The sequence below is a fragment of the Streptomyces sp. NPDC054883 genome (assembly GCF_053610645.1).
This window is the reverse complement of the sequence record NZ_JBSGYT010000010.1, coordinates 1-15,221: the sequence shown is the minus strand read 5'-3', so window position 1 is coordinate 15,221 and position 15,221 is coordinate 1. Positions and strand designations below refer to the sequence as shown.

13 protein-coding genes are annotated in these 15,221 nt (G+C 71.6%); 8 read left to right on the top strand and 5 right to left on the bottom strand.

Going from position 1 to position 15,221, the window contains the following annotated elements; all coding sequences use genetic code 11:
- The first annotated feature begins 6 nt into the window (after window positions 1-6).
- The gene (locus ACWGH1_RS10180; RefSeq protein WP_453352715.1) at window positions 7-747 is read left to right on the top strand and encodes an LON peptidase substrate-binding domain-containing protein; all 741 of its coding nucleotides are present in this window, start codon (window positions 7-9) and stop codon (window positions 745-747) included.
- Entirely contained in the window at window positions 747-1,244 is a 498-nt protein-coding gene (gene ybaK / locus ACWGH1_RS10175; RefSeq protein ID WP_453352716.1) for a Cys-tRNA(Pro) deacylase, read from the top strand. The genes ACWGH1_RS10180 and ybaK overlap by 1 nt, the downstream gene beginning before the upstream one ends.
- A 63-nt stretch (window positions 1,245-1,307) precedes the next feature.
- Here the strand turns inward: ybaK and ACWGH1_RS10170 are convergent, their stop codons facing one another.
- Genes ACWGH1_RS10170 through ACWGH1_RS10155 form a run of 4 tightly spaced genes read right to left on the bottom strand, consistent with a single transcriptional unit; the run spans window position 1,308 to window position 5,115 of the window.
- The gene (locus ACWGH1_RS10170) at window positions 1,308-1,898 is read right to left on the bottom strand and encodes a hypothetical protein (RefSeq protein WP_453352717.1); all 591 of its coding nucleotides are present in this window, start codon (window positions 1,896-1,898) and stop codon (window positions 1,308-1,310) included.
- 34 nt (window positions 1,899-1,932) lie between these two features.
- Window positions 1,933-2,748 carry an ABC transporter permease gene (locus ACWGH1_RS10165; RefSeq protein WP_453408626.1) on the bottom strand — a complete coding sequence of 272 codons (816 nt, stop codon included), beginning with the start codon at window positions 2,746-2,748 and terminating at the stop codon, window positions 1,933-1,935.
- Window positions 2,742-3,794 carry an ABC transporter ATP-binding protein gene (locus tag ACWGH1_RS10160; protein WP_453408600.1) on the bottom strand — a complete coding sequence of 351 codons (1,053 nt, stop codon included), beginning with the start codon at window positions 3,792-3,794 and terminating at the stop codon, window positions 2,742-2,744. The genes ACWGH1_RS10165 and ACWGH1_RS10160 overlap by 7 nt, the downstream gene beginning before the upstream one ends.
- Window positions 3,795-3,816: 22 nt before the next feature.
- Window positions 3,817-5,115 carry an NYN domain-containing protein gene (locus ACWGH1_RS10155; protein ID WP_453408599.1) on the bottom strand — a complete coding sequence of 433 codons (1,299 nt, stop codon included), beginning with the start codon at window positions 5,113-5,115 and terminating at the stop codon, window positions 3,817-3,819.
- 220 nt (window positions 5,116-5,335) lie between these two features.
- Between ACWGH1_RS10155 and ACWGH1_RS10150 the strand changes: the two genes are divergently transcribed.
- On the top strand, window positions 5,336-5,500 hold the full coding sequence (locus ACWGH1_RS10150) for a hypothetical protein (protein WP_453408598.1): 165 nt from the start codon (window positions 5,336-5,338) through the stop codon (window positions 5,498-5,500).
- A 73-nt stretch (window positions 5,501-5,573) separates the two neighbouring features.
- Here ACWGH1_RS10150 and dnaE read toward each other — a convergent pair whose 3' ends face one another.
- The gene (gene dnaE / locus ACWGH1_RS10145) at window positions 5,574-9,116 is read right to left on the bottom strand and encodes a DNA polymerase III subunit alpha (protein WP_453355222.1); all 3,543 of its coding nucleotides are present in this window, start codon (window positions 9,114-9,116) and stop codon (window positions 5,574-5,576) included.
- Window positions 9,117-9,275: 159 nt separating this feature from the next.
- On the opposite strand from dnaE, the gene ACWGH1_RS10140 reads away from it, so the two are divergent.
- The 5 genes from ACWGH1_RS10140 (at window position 9,276) to ACWGH1_RS10120 (ending at window position 15,131) form a co-directional block, all read left to right on the top strand.
- The gene (locus ACWGH1_RS10140) at window positions 9,276-10,601 is read left to right on the top strand and encodes a DUF2252 domain-containing protein (RefSeq protein ID WP_453355221.1); all 1,326 of its coding nucleotides are present in this window, start codon (window positions 9,276-9,278) and stop codon (window positions 10,599-10,601) included.
- Between the two features lie 59 nt (window positions 10,602-10,660).
- Window positions 10,661-11,353 (top strand): hypothetical protein, encoded by a 693-nt coding sequence (locus ACWGH1_RS10135; RefSeq protein ID WP_453355220.1) that lies wholly within the window; start codon window positions 10,661-10,663, stop codon window positions 11,351-11,353.
- 54 nt (window positions 11,354-11,407) lie between these two features.
- Window positions 11,408-12,202 (top strand): thioredoxin domain-containing protein, encoded by a 795-nt coding sequence (locus tag ACWGH1_RS10130; RefSeq protein ID WP_453355219.1) that lies wholly within the window; start codon window positions 11,408-11,410, stop codon window positions 12,200-12,202.
- 102 nt (window positions 12,203-12,304) lie between these two features.
- The gene (locus tag ACWGH1_RS10125) at window positions 12,305-13,963 is read left to right on the top strand and encodes an alkaline phosphatase D family protein (protein WP_453357098.1); all 1,659 of its coding nucleotides are present in this window, start codon (window positions 12,305-12,307) and stop codon (window positions 13,961-13,963) included.
- Window positions 13,964-14,186: 223 nt separating this feature from the next.
- Window positions 14,187-15,131 (top strand): zinc metalloprotease, encoded by a 945-nt coding sequence (locus ACWGH1_RS10120; RefSeq protein ID WP_453357099.1) that lies wholly within the window; start codon window positions 14,187-14,189, stop codon window positions 15,129-15,131.
- Window positions 15,132-15,221: the final 90 nt, after the last annotated feature.

Sequence of the window (15,221 nt, the reverse complement as noted above, 5' to 3'; positions counted from 1 at the left end):
TGCCTCGTGACCACCGTTCGCCTGCCCCTCTTCCCGCTGAACTCGGTGCTGTTCCCCGGCCTCGTGCTGCCGCTGAACATCTTCGAGGAGCGTTATCGCGCCATGATGCGCGAGCTGCTGAAGACGGGCGAGGACGAACCGCGCCGCTTCGCGGTAGTCGCGATCCGGGACGGCTGGGAGGTCGCCCCGACCGCTCCCGGCCTGCCGGACCAGACGATCCTGCCGGAGCGCGGCCCGGCCGCGGGCTTCGGCGCGGACCCGATCCAGGCCTTCCACCGGGTGGGCTGCATCGCGGACGCGGCGACGATCCGGGAACGGGAGGACGGCAGCTTCGAGGTGCTGGCCACCGGCACCGCCCGGGTGCGCCTGCTGTCGGTCGACGCCTCGGGGCCCTACCTGGTCGCGGAGCTGGAGGAGCTGGCGGAGGACGCGGGCGAGGGCGCCGGGGAGCTGGCCGAGGGCGTGCTGCGGGCGTTCCGGAACTACCAGAAGCGGCTGGCGGGAGCGCGCGAGCGGTCCCTGGCCGCGCCGCCCGACCTGCCCGACGAGCCGTCGGTGGTCTCGTACCTGGTCGCCGCGGCGGCCGTACTGGACATCCCGGCGAAGCAGCGGCTGCTCCAGGCCCCCGATACGGCGACCCGGCTGGCGGAGGAGCTGAAACTGCTGCGCGCGGAGACGGCCGTGATCCGGCACCTGCCGTCGCTGCCGGCGGTGGACCTGACGCGCGCGCCGACGAGCCCGAACTGATGGCGAGGAAGAAGGCGGGGGCGGCCGGGGCGGCGACCCCGGCGATCGCGGCCCTGACGTCGGCCGGCGCAGAGTTCACCACGCACGCCTACGAGCACGACCCGGCGCATCCGTCGTACGGGGAGGAGGCGGCGCAGAAGATGGGCGTCGCCCCGGAGCAGGTGTTCAAGACGCTGGTCGCGGACGTGGACGGCGTACTGACGGTGGCGGTGGTCCCCGTCTCGGGCTCGCTCGACCTCAAGGCGCTGGCCGGCGCGGTGGGTGCGAAGCGGGCGGCGATGGCGGACCCGGCGCTGGCGGAGCGGACGACGGGGTACGTGGTGGGGGGCATCTCGCCGCTGGGGCAGCGGCGGGCGCTGCGGACGGTGGTGGACGCGTCGGCGGCGGAGCACCGCACGATCTGCGTGTCGGCCGGGCGGCGGGGGCTGGAGGTCGAGCTGGCTCCGGACACGTTGACGGCGTTGACGTCGGCCACGGTGGCCCCGATCGCACGGTAACCCGCGGCGGCCGTGCGGGGGGGGTGTGCGGCCTGGGGGGGCGGGGCTGGGTTTCCCCGCCCCTCAAACGCCGGCGGGGCTCGATGGCCAGGCCGGTTCCGGGCGGGTGAAGACGGCCGTCAGGGCCAGGTGGGCCGCTACCGCCACCAGGGGCCAGACCAGCAGCGTCCCGTGGGCCAGCAGCTGGAGCGGGGCGTCGAACGGGACGCCCTTGCCCGCCTTCGCGGCCGCCGCCGGGAGGTTCGCGGACGGGCCGAGCCGCAGGCCCAGCCGCCAGCCCACCAGCGCCGCGAACACGGACCCCGCGCCGAGCCCGATCACCAGCGGGACGCCGCCCCGGCGCCGCCACAGGAAGACCGCGACCGCGCTCAGCAGCCCGAATCCGGCCGCGAGCAGCAGGAACGTGCCGTCGGCGCCGATCCGTGCCTCGCTCTCGGAGTTCCGCAGGAACACGGCCTCCCCGTTGGAGACGTACTGGACCTTCGGCGCGAGCCACGCCCACAGCACCCCGAGCAGCACTCCGGCCACCGCCACCACCAGGGCGACGGCGGCCCCGTCCCGGACGTCGCCCGGCGTGGTCTTCCCGGGCGGCGGCGCGCCCTGGCCGAACGGCAGCGGGGCGGGGGACGGCGGCGGGGTCACGGCTTCGGTCACCCGCACATCGTGCCAGGTCGCCCGGCCGCCGGTGTCAGCGGACCGCTGCCCGCCGGTAGGCCCAGGTGGCGACGGCCAGGGACAGCACGCCCACCGCCCCGCAGACGCCGAGGTCGAGCAGGACGGCCGCCCAGTCGGGGTCGGGGGCGAACGTCCGGGCGAAGGCTTCCACCCCGTACGTGGACGGCAGCAGGTCGCGCGTCCACACGATCACGTCGGGCATCCGCTCCGGCGGCAGCACTCCCAGCAGCAGCGCCGCCGACATGCCGAGCTGTCCGGCCAGCGTGGCCAGCTCCTGCCGGGGCGCCAGCAGACCCAGTGCCGCGCCCAGCCCGGCCAGCGCCGCCCCGGCCAGCGGCACCACCGCGCCCAGGATCCACAGACCGCCCATCGGCAGCCCGAACAGCAGGCACCCGAATCCCGCCGTCACCAGCGTTCCCGGCACCGTGAAGGAGGCGTAGGCGGCGGCCGCGCCCAGCACCACGGAGGGCGGCGGCACCGGCAGCGTGGCGTAGTGGTCGAGCCCCCCGCCGGCCCGCAGCTGGCCGAAGTACTGGGCCAGCAGGTTCAGCGCGACGAAGGCGACGACCAGTACGGACGATCCGGCGACGACGGCCCGCGCCTCGGAGCCGCCGTCCACCACCCCACGCATGAGGATCATGATCCCGACCGACTGGAAGGTGGCCACGAACAGCAGCGGGATCCGCGCCACCCGCGCCCGGGACAACTGCGCCCGGTACACGGCGGCGAGCGCCGGGAAGAACCGGGCCCGGGGGGCCAGCGGTCCGGGTTCGTGGGCCCGGGGCGCCGGGGTCGCCGGCGCCCCCGCGGTGACGGCGGTGGTCACGATTTCACCAGCCCCTTCGAGGCGCGGCCCCCCAGGGCCAGGTAGACGTCCTCCAGGCTGGGCGTGGCCAGGGTGAAGTCGTCGAGCGCGGCGAAGGCCGGCCCGCCGGTCACCGCGGCCACGGCGGCGCGCGCCCGGTCGGGCGTCAGCCGCAGTACCCAGCGCCGCCCGGACACGACGGCGGCGGGGGCCAGCTCCGCGACCTCCGGCACCTCCAGCGGCGCGGTGGTGCGCCACACCAGCTCCAGCCTGACCTCGCCGGACACCTTCGCCCTGAGTCCGGCCGGGGTGTCACAGGCGATGACCTTGCCGTGGTCGATGACGGCGACCCGGTCCAGCACGGTCTCGGCCTCTATGACGTTGTGCGTGACGAGAAGGATCGTGGCGCCGTGGCGGGCGCGGCGCCGGTCGACGGCGCTCCACACGGCCCGCCGGGCCACCGGGTCCATTCCGGTGGTGGGCTCGTCGAGGACCAGTACGGGCCGCTCGCCGACCAGCGCGGCCGCGAAGCAGGCCAGGCGGCGCTGACCGCCGGAGAGCTTCTTCAGGGGCCGCCCGGCGAGGGGCGTCAGCCCGAGTTCCTCCAGTACGGAGTCCCGGGCGGCGCGGGCCGCGCGGGCGTCGAGTCCGCGCAGCCGGCCGGTGGTCTCGGCGGCCAGCGCCACGGTGAGCTCGTCCAGGGCGGTGGATTCCTGCCCCAGGTAGGCCAGCAGCCGGGAGGCCCGCTCGGGGTGGCGCACGAGGTCGTGGCCGAGCAGGGTGACGGTGCCCGCGTCGGGCCGCATCAGTCCGGTGAGCTGGCGTACGAGGGTGGACTTGCCGGCGCCGTTCGGACCGAGCAGGCCGAAGATCTCGCCGCGCCGGACGTCCAGGCGGATCCCGTCGTTGGCGCGGGTCTCGGGCAGGGCGGGGGCCCCGCGCCGGCCGCGCACCGCCGGGTAGGTCTTGACCAGGTCACGTACCGCGCAGACGACGTCGGCACCCGCCTCGGAGGTCACAGCCGCGGCCGGTGCCGTGTCCTGTTTCGCGCCTGCTGTGCCCGTGCTCACGAGGGAGCAGCCTACGCGGCTTTCATCCCTGGTCGGCCGCCGGGGTCGGCGCCGACCCGGGCACGGCGGCGACCGGGCCCGCCACGTGCTCGGCGGCGGCGCGGACGTCGATCTCCCGCCAGAACCCGGCGCGGATGGCGTAGCGGTCGTGCTCGTCGATCTGGTCGTCCTTGTGGGCGAGCAGGCCGAACCGGGCGGCGTAGCGCAGCAGCTCCCCGTCGATGCGGTGCGGGATCCGCGGATACATGGTGGCGAGTTTCTGCAGGTGGCCGGTTTCCGGGAGCCGCTCCATCCAGCGCCGGGCGAACACCTGGCCGACCTCGAACGGGTCACCGCCGACGGTGGTGATGTCCTCCTCCCGGTCCGCCCAGCGCTGTTCGGCGCTGGTGAGCTGGGCGAGGGTGGGCAGCGAGGCGGTCTCGGCGGGTTCGCCGAGCGGTCCGGCCCGGTCGATCCAGCCCTTGTCGGAGGACCAGCGCAGGGCGCTGCCGGCCGGGCTGGCCGCCGGGCCGGCCGCGTTCTGCGGGGCGGCGGTGACGCCGGGGGCGCGCAGGGCGGCGAGGTCCTTGGGGGTGGGTACGGGTCTGGCCCCCTCGCCGGTGCTCTCGGCGGCGGGCGCCGGTACGGACGCGGGACGCTCGGCGGTGTCGGCGGCGCCCGTCGGGGCGCCGTTGCGGGCGGCCTCGGCGAGCGCCGCCTCGGGCAGCGGGGCGGACAGGATGGCGGCGATCTCGGGGCGCGGGGCGGGTGCCGGGGAGCACAGTCCGGTGAAGTCCTTGGCGCGGACGGCGCGGGTGATCCAGGCCCGGTCCAGGACGCGGCGCTCGTCGGCTTCGGCGACGAGGTCCTCGGACTGGTTGTAGTCCCCGTCGGCGGCCTGGACGGCCCAGAGGTGGACGGCGACGCCGTGTTCCTTGGCGGACATCAGCCCGGGCAGCAGGTCGCCGTCGCCGGTCACGAGGACGACGTCCGAGCAGGCCCGGTTGCGGGCCAGTTCGGTGAGTTCGGCGTGCATGGCGGCGTCGACGCCCTTCTGTGCCCAGCGTCCGTCGCTGCGGGTCAGGGCGCCGAGGCGGACGGTGACGCGGGGCATCACGCGCAGCCGCCGGTGTTCGGGCTGGGGCACCCGGTCGGGGGCGCCGTCGAACCAGTAGATCCGCAGCAGCGGCTGCTGGGTGTCGGCCTCCGCGCGCTCGCGCAGGCCCTGGATGAGGGCGGCGTGGTCGACGGTGATGCGGGAGCGGGACGGCTCCCCCGCGAGAAGGCTGGCGGCGGCGCCCAGCAGATAGCCGGCGTCCACCAGGACGACGCAGCGGTCCACGTTCCACCCTCTTCCCTGGGGGTCCTCGATAGGTTTTCCCCGAGTCTGCCCGACCGCAAGGGTGTTGACGGCCGGAACTCGATCATCGGCGTGGCGTATCTCACTCCGGGCCCGGAGGGGGCCCGCGACTACGGACGGCAATGATCCAAAATGCGCGGTTTCTGTTGCTGTGTGAGTGTGAAGGCGGCCCTGGCCCCTACACCCCCCACGGAGGCTTCCCATGGCCAAGAACAAGAACCGCCAGCAGCCCGTCAAGACCTCGGACCGCGCGCAGGCCCAGGATCAGGCGAAGAGCTCGGTGCAGTCGTCCCCCGAGCCGTCGTCGGCCCCGAGCCCGATGCACATGGCGGGCAAGCGCAAGGAAAAGAAGTTCGGCCACAACTGACGGCACCCGCAGCTGCGGGAAGGGCGCGCCCGGAGTTCCGGGCGCGCCCTCGCGCGTGCGGGCCGGCCGGCGGCTACCCGGCCAGACAGGACGGGCCGAGGAGCACCTTGAGGTCGCCGAAGAGGGCCGGGTCGGGCTGCACCCGGTGCTTGTCCAGGCGCAGGACGGTGGTCGTGCGCGGTCCCTGGAGCTTGATCCGCACCTCGGTGTTGCCCCGGTGGTGGCGCAGGATCTCCCCCAGACGGGTCACCATCGGCGGGGTGACCTTGACGGTCGGGATGGTCAGGACGACGGGGGCGTTGGTTCCGGCGGAGGACAGGTCGGGGACCATCATCTCCATGGCCACCAGGCGGGGCACGTCCTCGCGCTTGTCGAGGCGGCCCTTGACGAAGACGACCGTGTCCTCGACCAGCTGGGTGGAGACGAGCTGGTAGGTCGCCGGGAAGAACATGCACTCGATGGAGCCGGCCAGGTCCTCGACGGTGGCGATGGCCCAGGCGTTGCCCTGCTTGGTCATCTTGCGCTGGAGGCCGGAGATGATGCCGCCGATGGTGACGACGGCGCCGTCGGAGTGTTCGCCGCCGGTGAGCTGGGAGATGCCGGCGTCCGTCTTGTCGGACAGGACGTGCTCCAGGCCGAACAGCGGATGGTCGGAGACGTAGAGGCCGAGCATCTCGCGCTCCTGGGCGAGCAGGTAGGACTTCTCCCACTCCACGTCGGAGAACTCGACGTCGAGGCCGAAGCCGGGTTCGTCGCCGGCGTTCTCGTCGCCCATTCCGCCGAACAGGTCGAACTGGCCCTCGGCCTCCTTGCGCTTGACCGCGACCACGTTGTCGATCATCGATTCGTGGTGGGCGACCAGGCCCTTGCGGGTGTGGCCCATCTCGTCGAAGGCACCGGCCTTGATCAGCGACTCGACGGTCCGCTTGTTGCAGACGACGGCCTCGACCTTGTCCAGGAAGTCGGGGAAGGAGGAGAACTTCCCCTTGGCCTTCCTGGTCTTGATGATCGAATCCACGACGTTCTGGCCGACGTTGCGAACGGCGGTGAGGCCGAAGAGGATCACGTCGTCGCCCTGGGCGGCGAAGTTCGGCTCGGACTCGTTGACGTTCGGCGGGAGCACCTTGATGCCCATGCGGCGGCACTCGTTCAGGTAGATCGCGGACTTGTCCTTGTCGTCCTTGACCGAGGTGAGCAGGCCGGCCATGTACTCGGCCGGGAAGTTCGCCTTGAGGTAGGCGGTCCAGTAGGAGACCAGGCCGTAGGCGGCGGAGTGCGCCTTGTTGAACGCGTAGCCGGCGAAGGGGACCAGCACGTCCCACAGGGCCTGGATGGCCTGGTCGCTGTAGCCGTTCTTGCGGGCGCCGGCCTGGAAGATGGTGAAGTTCTTCGCCAGTTCCTCGGGCTTCTTCTTGCCCATCACGCGGCGCAGGATGTCGGCCTCGCCGAGCGAGTACCCGGCGATGATCTGGGCGGCCTTCTGGACCTGCTCCTGGTAGACGATCAGGCCGTAGGTGACCGCGAGCACCTCTTCGAGCGGCTCTTCCAGCTCGGGGTGGATCGGGGTGATCTCCTGCTGCTTGTTCTTGCGCAGGGCGTAGTTGGTGTGCGAGTTCATGCCCATCGGGCCCGGCCGGTACAGGGCGGACACGGCGGAGATGTCTTCGAAGTTGTCGGGCTTCATCAGGCGCAGCAGGGAGCGCATGGGCCCGCCGTCGAACTGGAAGACGCCGAGGGTGTCACCGCGGCCGAGCAGCTCGAAGGTCTTCGGGTCGTCGAGCGGCAGGGCCAGGAGATCGATGTCGATCCCCTTGTTGGCCTTCACCATCTTGACGGCGTCGTCCATGATCGTGAGGTTGCGCAGGCCCAGGAAGTCCATCTTCAGCAGGCCGAGCGACTCGCAGCTCGGGTAGTCCCACTGGGTGATGGTCACCTGGTCCGTGTGCCGCACCCAGACGGGTACGTGGTCGGTGATCGTCTCGCTGGACATGATCACGCCGGCGGCGTGCACGCCCATCTGGCGGACCAGGCCCTCGACGCCCATGGCGGTGTCGATGACCTTCTTCACGTCCGGCTCGTTCTCGTACATCCCGCGGATCTCGCCGGCCTCGCTGTAGCGGGGGTGCTTCGGGTCGAGGATGCCGGAGAGCGGGATGCCCTTGCCGAGGACGTCGGCGGGCATGGCCTTGGTGAGCCGGTCGCCCATCGCGTACGGGTAGCCGAGGACGCGCGCCGAGTCCTTGATCGCGTTCTTGGCCTTGATGGTGCCGTAGGTGCCGATCATGGCGACCTTGTCCTGGCCGTACTTCTCCGTCACGTACCGGATCACCTCGACGCGCCTGCGCTCGTCGAAGTCGATGTCGACGTCGGGCATGGAGACGCGCTCGGGGTTCAGGAAGCGCTCGAAGATCAGGCCGTGGGTGAGCGGGTCGAGGTCGGTGATGCCCATGGCGTACGCGACGATCGAGCCGGCCGCGGAGCCTCGGCCCGGGCCCACCGCGATGCCCTGGTTCTTGGCCCACATGATGAAGTCGGCGACGACGAGGAAGTAGCCCGGGAAGCCCATCGAGATGATCGTGTCCATCTCGTACTCGGCCTGCTTCATCCGGTCCTCCGGGATGCCTCCCGGGTAGCGGCGGTGCATGCCGCGCATGGTTTCCTCGCGGAACCAGCTGACCTCGGTGTGGCCCTCGGGGATGTCGAACTTCGGCATCAGGTTCCGGAACTGGAACATGCCCTCGGTGTCGACCTGCTCGGCGACCAGCCGGGTGTTGGCGCAGCCCTCCTGCCAGGCGTCCGAGGAGTCGATGGCGTACATCTCGTCCGTGGACTTCAGGTAGTAGCCGGTGCCGTCGAAGCGGAAGCGGTCCGGGTCGGAGAGGTTCTTGCCGGTCTGGATGCACAGCAGGGCGTCGTGGGCGGTGGCCTCGTGCGCGTACGTGTAGTGCGAGTCGTTCGTGACCAGCGGCGGGATGCCGAGCTTCTTGCCGATCTCCAGCAGCCCGTCGCGGACCCGGCGCTCGATCTCGATGCCGTGGTCCATCAGCTCCAGGAAGTAGCGCTCCTTGCCGAAGATGTCCTGGTACTCGGAGGCGGCCTTGAGGGCCTCGTCGAACTGGCCCAGGCGCAGGCGGGTCTGGAGTTCGCCCGAGGGGCAGCCGGTGGAGGCGATCAGCCCCTCGGACCACTTGGCGATGGTCTCCTTGTCCATGCGCGGCCACTTCGTGAGCCAGCCCTCGGCGTACGCGTCGGAGGACAGCCGGAAGAGATTGTGCAGGCCGGTGGCGTTCGCCGCCCAGATCGTCTTGTGGGTGTAGCCACCGGAGCCGGAGACGTCGTCGCGCTTCTGGTGGGGCTGGCCCCACTGGATGCGGCGCTTGTTGCGCCGGGACTCGGGGGCGACGTACGCCTCGATGCCGATGATCGGCGTGACGCCGGCCTTCTTCGCGGAGTGGAAGAAGTCGTAGGCGCCGTGCAGGTTGCCGTGGTCGGACATCGCGATGTGGGTCATGCCCATCTCGTTGCACGCGTTGAACATGTCCTTGAGCCGCGCGGCACCGTCCAGCAGCGAGTACTGGGTGTGGACGTGCAGGTGCGTGAACGGCGGCTTGGTCACGGTGGGGGTCCTCCGGCGACGGGAGTGGGGGGCGACTTCGAATCCTACGTCGGGCCGGTGACACATCCGGGGCACTCACCGGTACGGTCATGCGTTGCACCGGCCAGGAGCACCTGTCCGAAAACCGATTGGCACACGCGCCACCAGGAGGAACCCGCCATGGCGGTCCCCGAGACGACGAACGAGCAGCGCGCCGAGCAGATACTCGACGTGTTCGACACCGCTTTCGGTGAGCTGCTCGCCGCCGACCCCGCTGCCTTCCAGGTCAAATTCCGGAAGATGGCGGCCTCCGCCTTCGCCTTCTACCGTGGTACGGCCTGCCTGTTCTACGCCGACCTGGAGCGGGACCGGCACGGCGGCCCGTACCTGGACGAGCGGACGGGCCGGGTGTGGATCCACGGCGATCTGCACGCCGAGAACTTCGGCACGTACATGGACTCCAACGGCCGGCTGATCTTCAACATCAACGACTTCGACGAGGCGTACGTCGGCCCCTTCACCTGGGACCTCAAGCGGTTCGCGGCCTCCGTCGCCCTGCTCGGCTACACCAAGGCGCTCAGCGACGGTCAGATCAGCGAGCTGGTGCGGATCTACGCGGCCGCCTACCGGGAGCGGATCCACCTCCTGGCGGCCGGCGCCAAGCACGAGGAGGTCCCCTCCTTCACCCTGGACACCGCCGAGGGACCGCTGCTGGGCGCCCTGCGCGCGGCCCGGTCGCGGACCCGGTTCGAGCTGCTGGCGTCGATGACCGAGATCAGGGACTACGAGCGCCGCTTCGCCTCCGGTCCCGGCACGCTGGAGCTGGACGCCGCCACCCGCTACAAGGTGCTGGCCGCCTTCGACGGGTACCTGGAGACCCTGCCGGAGGAGTCCCTGGTGCGGCCGGACTCCTACCGGGTCAAGGACGTGGTGGGGCGGCGCGGCGTGGGCATCGGCTCGGCCGGGCTGCCCTCGTACAACATCCTGCTGGAGGGGCACAGCGACGCCCTGGAGAACGACGTCGTGATCTACCTCAAGCAGGCGCAGACCCCGGCGGTGTCCCGGCACGTCACCGAGCGGGCGGTGCGGGAGTACTTCCTGCACGAGGGGCACCGCACGGTGATCTCCCAGCGGGCCCTGCAGGCGCACGCCGACCCCTGGCTGGGCTGGACGGAGCTGGACGGGGCCGGCCAGCTCGTGGCGGAGGTCTCCCCGTACGCCGTGGACCTGGACTGGACCGACCTGGACGACCCGGAGGAGATCGCGGCCGTGGTCGCGGACCTCGGCCGGGCGACGGCGACCATGCACGCGTCGGCGGACGAGGCGGGGAGCGGCCATTCCCTGGTCCCCTTCTCCACCGAGCGGGCCATCGACGCGGCGATCGCCGCCGACGAGGAGGGCTTCGGCGCGCTGCTCGTGGACTTCGCCCACGCCTACGGAGCCCGGGCGCGCGCGGACCACCAGATCTTCGTGGACCTGTTCCGCAACGGCCGTCTCACGCCGTAGTCCGGGCCGGTGCGGTCCCCGGGCCCTGATTCACAGGGAGTCGTGGCAGACTCGCCGGGATGGACATATCCGGTGCAGGGCTTCGGGGGCTGCGGGCCGCGCTGTTCAGCGCGCTCGTCGTGCTGCTCTCGACGGGCTCGCACGTCCTGCTGTCCCGGGCGCCGCTGCCGCCCGCGCTGGTGGGCGGGGCCTTCGCCGCCGTGTTCGCGCTCGCCTTCGCGCTGGCCGGCCGGGAGCGGGGCTTCGGTCCGATCGCCGCGCTGCTGGTGCCGCTGGAGCTGGCCGCCGACACCGTCTTCACCGCCGGACAGCACTTCTGTTACGGCCCGGCAGGCGGTCCGGTGGCCGGTCCGCTGCACGCGCTGGGCCTGGACGGGCTCTGCGGCGGCGCCCCGGTGGGCGGCCCGCTGACCGGGGTGGCGGGACGCGCCGCCGACCCGGTGGCGCTCCTGGCCTCGCCCGGGCCGTGGACGCCCTGGCTGCTGCTGGGCGCGCACGTGTCGGCCGGTCTGCTGGCCGCCGCCTGGCTGCGGTACGGGGAGCGGGCGCTGGGCCGGCTGCTGCGGGCGGTGGGCGTCCTCGCCTTCCGGCCGCTGCTGCTGGCGGTGGCCGCGGTGGTGGCGGCCGCGGGCCCGGCGCGGGCGGCGGTACGGCCGGCGCCGGGGCACGCCGGGGCCCGGACCCGGTTCCCGGCGCATTCCGTGGGACGCAGGGGACCTCCCGTACGGCACCGGGCGCTCGCGAGCGCCTGAGCGGTACGTCAGACCCCCCATCCTTCGCATCACGGCAGAACCACGGAGACGGACATGAGTGCACGCAACAGCCACGCCAACAAGGCGGCAGCCCGCGAGCGGCTGCGCATCGAGCGGGAGAAGCAGGCCAAGAAGGCCAAGGCGCGCCGCCAGCTGTTCGTGGCGGGCGCCGTCGTCGCGGCCCTCGCGGTCGCGGGCGGCGTCGGCTACCTGGTCGTGCAGAACACCAAGCCCTCCCACTGGGAGAAGGCCGCCACGGCGGAGCTGGTCAAGCCGAAGAACACCACGGGTGACGACGGTCTGACGGTCGTCGTCGGCAAGGCGGACGCGAAGAAGACCCTGGAGCTCTACGAGGACCCGCGCTGCCCGGCCTGCGCGGCCTTCGAGCAGTCGGTCGGCGCGCAGGTGCGCAAGGACGTCGACGCGGGCAAGTACAAGCTCCACTACTTCGGCGCCACCTTCATCGACAACGGCGCCAAGGGCGAGGGCTCGAAGAACGCGCTGAGCGCGCTGGGCGCGGCGCTGAACGTCAGCCCGGAGGCCTTCCTCGACTACAAGGCCGCGCTGTACTCCAAGGAGCTGCACCCGGAGGAGACGGTCGACAGCTTCGCCAAGGACGACTACCTGATCAAGGTCGCGGACACGGTTCCGGCGCTCAAGGGCAATGCCGAGTTCAAGAAGGCCGTCGAGGACGGCACGTACGACCGGTGGGCGATGGACATGGCCAAGGCCTTCAACAAGTCCGGGGTGACGGGTACCCCGACGCTCAAGATGGACGGCAAGAAGATCGACACCCCGTCGACGCCCGAGGCGTACACGGCGGCGATCGACAAGGCCCTGGCGGGCTGATCTCCGCCGGCGGACCACGGGCGGGCGAACTCCCGGAGTTCGCCCGCCCGTTGCCTTACCGAGGGTATTCCGGACGTGTACCGATCAGTAATATGATCGGCCGTGACCAGTCATCTCTCTTCTGCCGCCTCGGCAAACCCCCGCCGCCGTACGGTCGTTCTGGCCGCCGCGGCCACGGCCGCGCTCACGCCGATCGCGACCCTGGGCGCCACCGCCGCCCACGCGGCGGAGTCCGCCCCCGCCTTCCTGCACGGCGTGGCCTCGGGCGACCCGCTGCCCGACGGGATCCTGCTGTGGACCCGTGTCACCCCCACCGCCGACGCCGTGCCCGGCTCCGGCGCCGGCCCGGACACCCCGGTCGGCTGGGAGGTGGCGGAGGACAAGTCCTTCTCCCGTGTCGTCGCGAGCGGGTCCGTCACCGCGACCGCCGCCGCCGACCACACCGTCAAGGCTGACGTGCGCGGCCTGCGGCCCAAGACCGTCTACTGGTACCGGTTCACCGCCGGCACCGCCGTCTCCCCCGTGGGCCGCACCCTGACCGCCCCGGCCGCCGACACGAGCACGGCGGGGGTGCGCTTCGGGGTGGTCTCCTGCGCCAACTGGGAGTCCGGCTACTTCTCCGCCTACCGCCACCTGGCCGCCCGGGCCGACCTGGACGCGGTCCTGCACCTCGGCGACTACATCTACGAGTACCAGACCGGGGGTTACCCGGAGGCGAACTACGTCGTGCGCCAGCACGAGCCGAAGCACGAGATCCTCTCGCTCGCCGACTACCGCACCCGGCACGGCAAGTACAAGACGGACGCCGACCTCCAGGCCCTGCACGCCGCGCACGCGGTCATCGCCATCTGGGACGACCACGAGTTCGCCAACGACTCCTGGTCGGGCGGGGCGCAGAACCACACCCCGGGCACCGAAGGCGACTGGGCGGCCCGCGCGGCCGCCGCCAAGCAGGCCTACTTCGAGTGGATGCCCGTACGCCCCTCCATCGCCGGCACCGTCTACCGGCGGCTGCGTTTCGGCACCCTCGCCGATCTGCACCTGCTGGACCTGCGGACCTTCCGCTCGCAGCAGGCCACGATCGGCAGCGGCGCGGTGGACGACCCGGAGCGCACCATCACCGGGCGCGCCCAGCTGGACTGGCTCAAGTCGGGACTGTCGGCCTCGCGCGCGACCTGGCAGCTGGTCGGCACCTCGGTGATGATCTCGCCGGTGGCCTTCGGTTCCCTGCCCGCACACCTGCTGCAGCCGCTCACCAAGCTGCTCGGACTGCCCGAGGGCGGCATAGCGGTCAATGTGGATCAGTGGGACGGCTACACCGACGATCGCAGGGAACTCCTGGGCCACTTGAAGGACCAGGGCATCAAGAACACGGTGTTCCTCACCGGCGACATCCACATGGCGTGGGCCAACGACGTCCCGGTGAACAAGGCGACGTATCCGGCCTCGGGCTCGGCGGCGACGGAGTTCGTGGTCACCTCGGTGACTTCCGACAACATCGACGACCTGCTGCACGTGCCGGCCGACACCGCCTCGCTGGCCGCCGAAGCGGCCGTCAAGGCAGCGAACTGGCACGTCAAGTGGCTGGACATGGACGCGCACGGGTACGGCGTCCTGGACGTGACGGCCGAGCGCTCGCAGATGGACTACTACATCGTTTCCGACAAGCGGCGCCCGGACGCCACGTCGGCGTGGGAGCGCTCGTACCGCACGCTGAGCGGGACGCAGCGGGTGGAACGGGCCGACCGCCCGGTTCGCTGACGTAGCGTCAAATTTGCGGTCCGAGGGGGTGCCTGGTTCACACCAGGCACCCTTTCGGCATCCTCGGCAACAAATCTTTAACCTACGAGATCTTGCCATTCTAATGACATGCACACGTAAGCTGCGCGTCAGCGTGAGGACGTCCCTCACCCCCCACCACGCTTCGCGAGGAGTCAACGTGCGCGCCAACGCCCGCATATCCCCCCTGCTCCGCCGCCGCCTCATGGGTACGGCCGTCCTGGCCGGCACCCTGGCCTTCGCCCCGCTGACGGCTCCCACGACCGTCGCCGCCGCCAAGTCCGCCGAGGCGTGTACCGGCCAGTCCGCCGAGGCGTCGGCCAACGCCCGCGTCGCCCGCCCCAAGGACCACCACGCGGCCGACCCCAACGAGATCTCGGACGCCCAGGTCAAGGCCATGGACGCCGACCTCAAGAAGAAGCTGTCCCAGGCGTCCCCCCAGCAGTTGGACGGCCTGCGCGCGGGCGCCACCGCCGCGACCACCATCCCGGTGTACGTGCACGTCATCACCTCCGGCACCGCCGGCAAGCTGACCGCCACCGACATCAACAACCAGCTCTCGGTGCTGAACGCGGCCTACAGCGGCAATGGCACCGGCAACGTGGACTCCGGCTACCAGTTCAGCCTGGCCGGCACGGACTACACGGACAACGCCGCCTGGTACAACGTCTCCGACGGCACCCAGGCCGAGAAGGACATGAAGAACGCCCTGCGCAAGGGCGGCAAGAACGCGCTGAACCTCTACACCGCCAACCTCGGCGGCGGGCTGCTCGGCTGGGCCACCTTCCCCAGCTCCTACGCCTCGCAGCCGAAGATGGACGGCGTGGTCATCCTCAACACCTCGCTGCCGGGCGGTTCCGCCACGAACTACAACGAGGGCGACACCGCGACCCACGAGGTCGGCCACTGGATGGGCCTCTACCACACCTTCCAGGGCGGCTGCTCGGGCAGCGGTGACTCCGTCGCCGACACCCCGGCCGAGCAGAGTGCCGCGTTCGAGTGCCCGACGGGCCGCGACAGCTGCGCCAACAAGACGGGTGTCGACCCGATCCACAACTTCATGGACTACACGTACGACTCCTGCATGTACCAGTTCACGGCCGGCCAGGTGTCGCGGATGAAGAGCATGTGGACCGCCTACCGCGCCTGATCAGCACCTACCGTGCCTGACCGGCGCCCGTCGCGGCGGCGGCGGACGGCGACCACGTGAACAGGGGCCCGGCCCGGCGCAAGCCGGGCC

What these genes read in the sequence shown, in the direction of transcription:
- ybaK (WP_453352716.1), top strand. Translation starts at nt 747, where the DNA reads ATGGCGAGGAAGAAGGCGGGGGCGGCCGGGGCGGCGACCCCGGCGATC.
- ACWGH1_RS10135 (WP_453355220.1), top strand. Translation starts at nt 10,661, where the DNA reads ATGGACATATCCGGTGCAGGGCTTCGGGGGCTGCGGGCCGCGCTGTTC.
- ACWGH1_RS10140 (WP_453355221.1), top strand. Translation starts at nt 9,276, where the DNA reads ATGGCGGTCCCCGAGACGACGAACGAGCAGCGCGCCGAGCAGATACTC.
- ACWGH1_RS10120 (WP_453357099.1), top strand. Translation starts at nt 14,187, where the DNA reads ATGGGTACGGCCGTCCTGGCCGGCACCCTGGCCTTCGCCCCGCTGACG.
- ACWGH1_RS10150 (WP_453408598.1), top strand. Translation starts at nt 5,336, where the DNA reads ATGGCCAAGAACAAGAACCGCCAGCAGCCCGTCAAGACCTCGGACCGC.
- ACWGH1_RS10130 (WP_453355219.1), top strand. Translation starts at nt 11,408, where the DNA reads ATGAGTGCACGCAACAGCCACGCCAACAAGGCGGCAGCCCGCGAGCGG.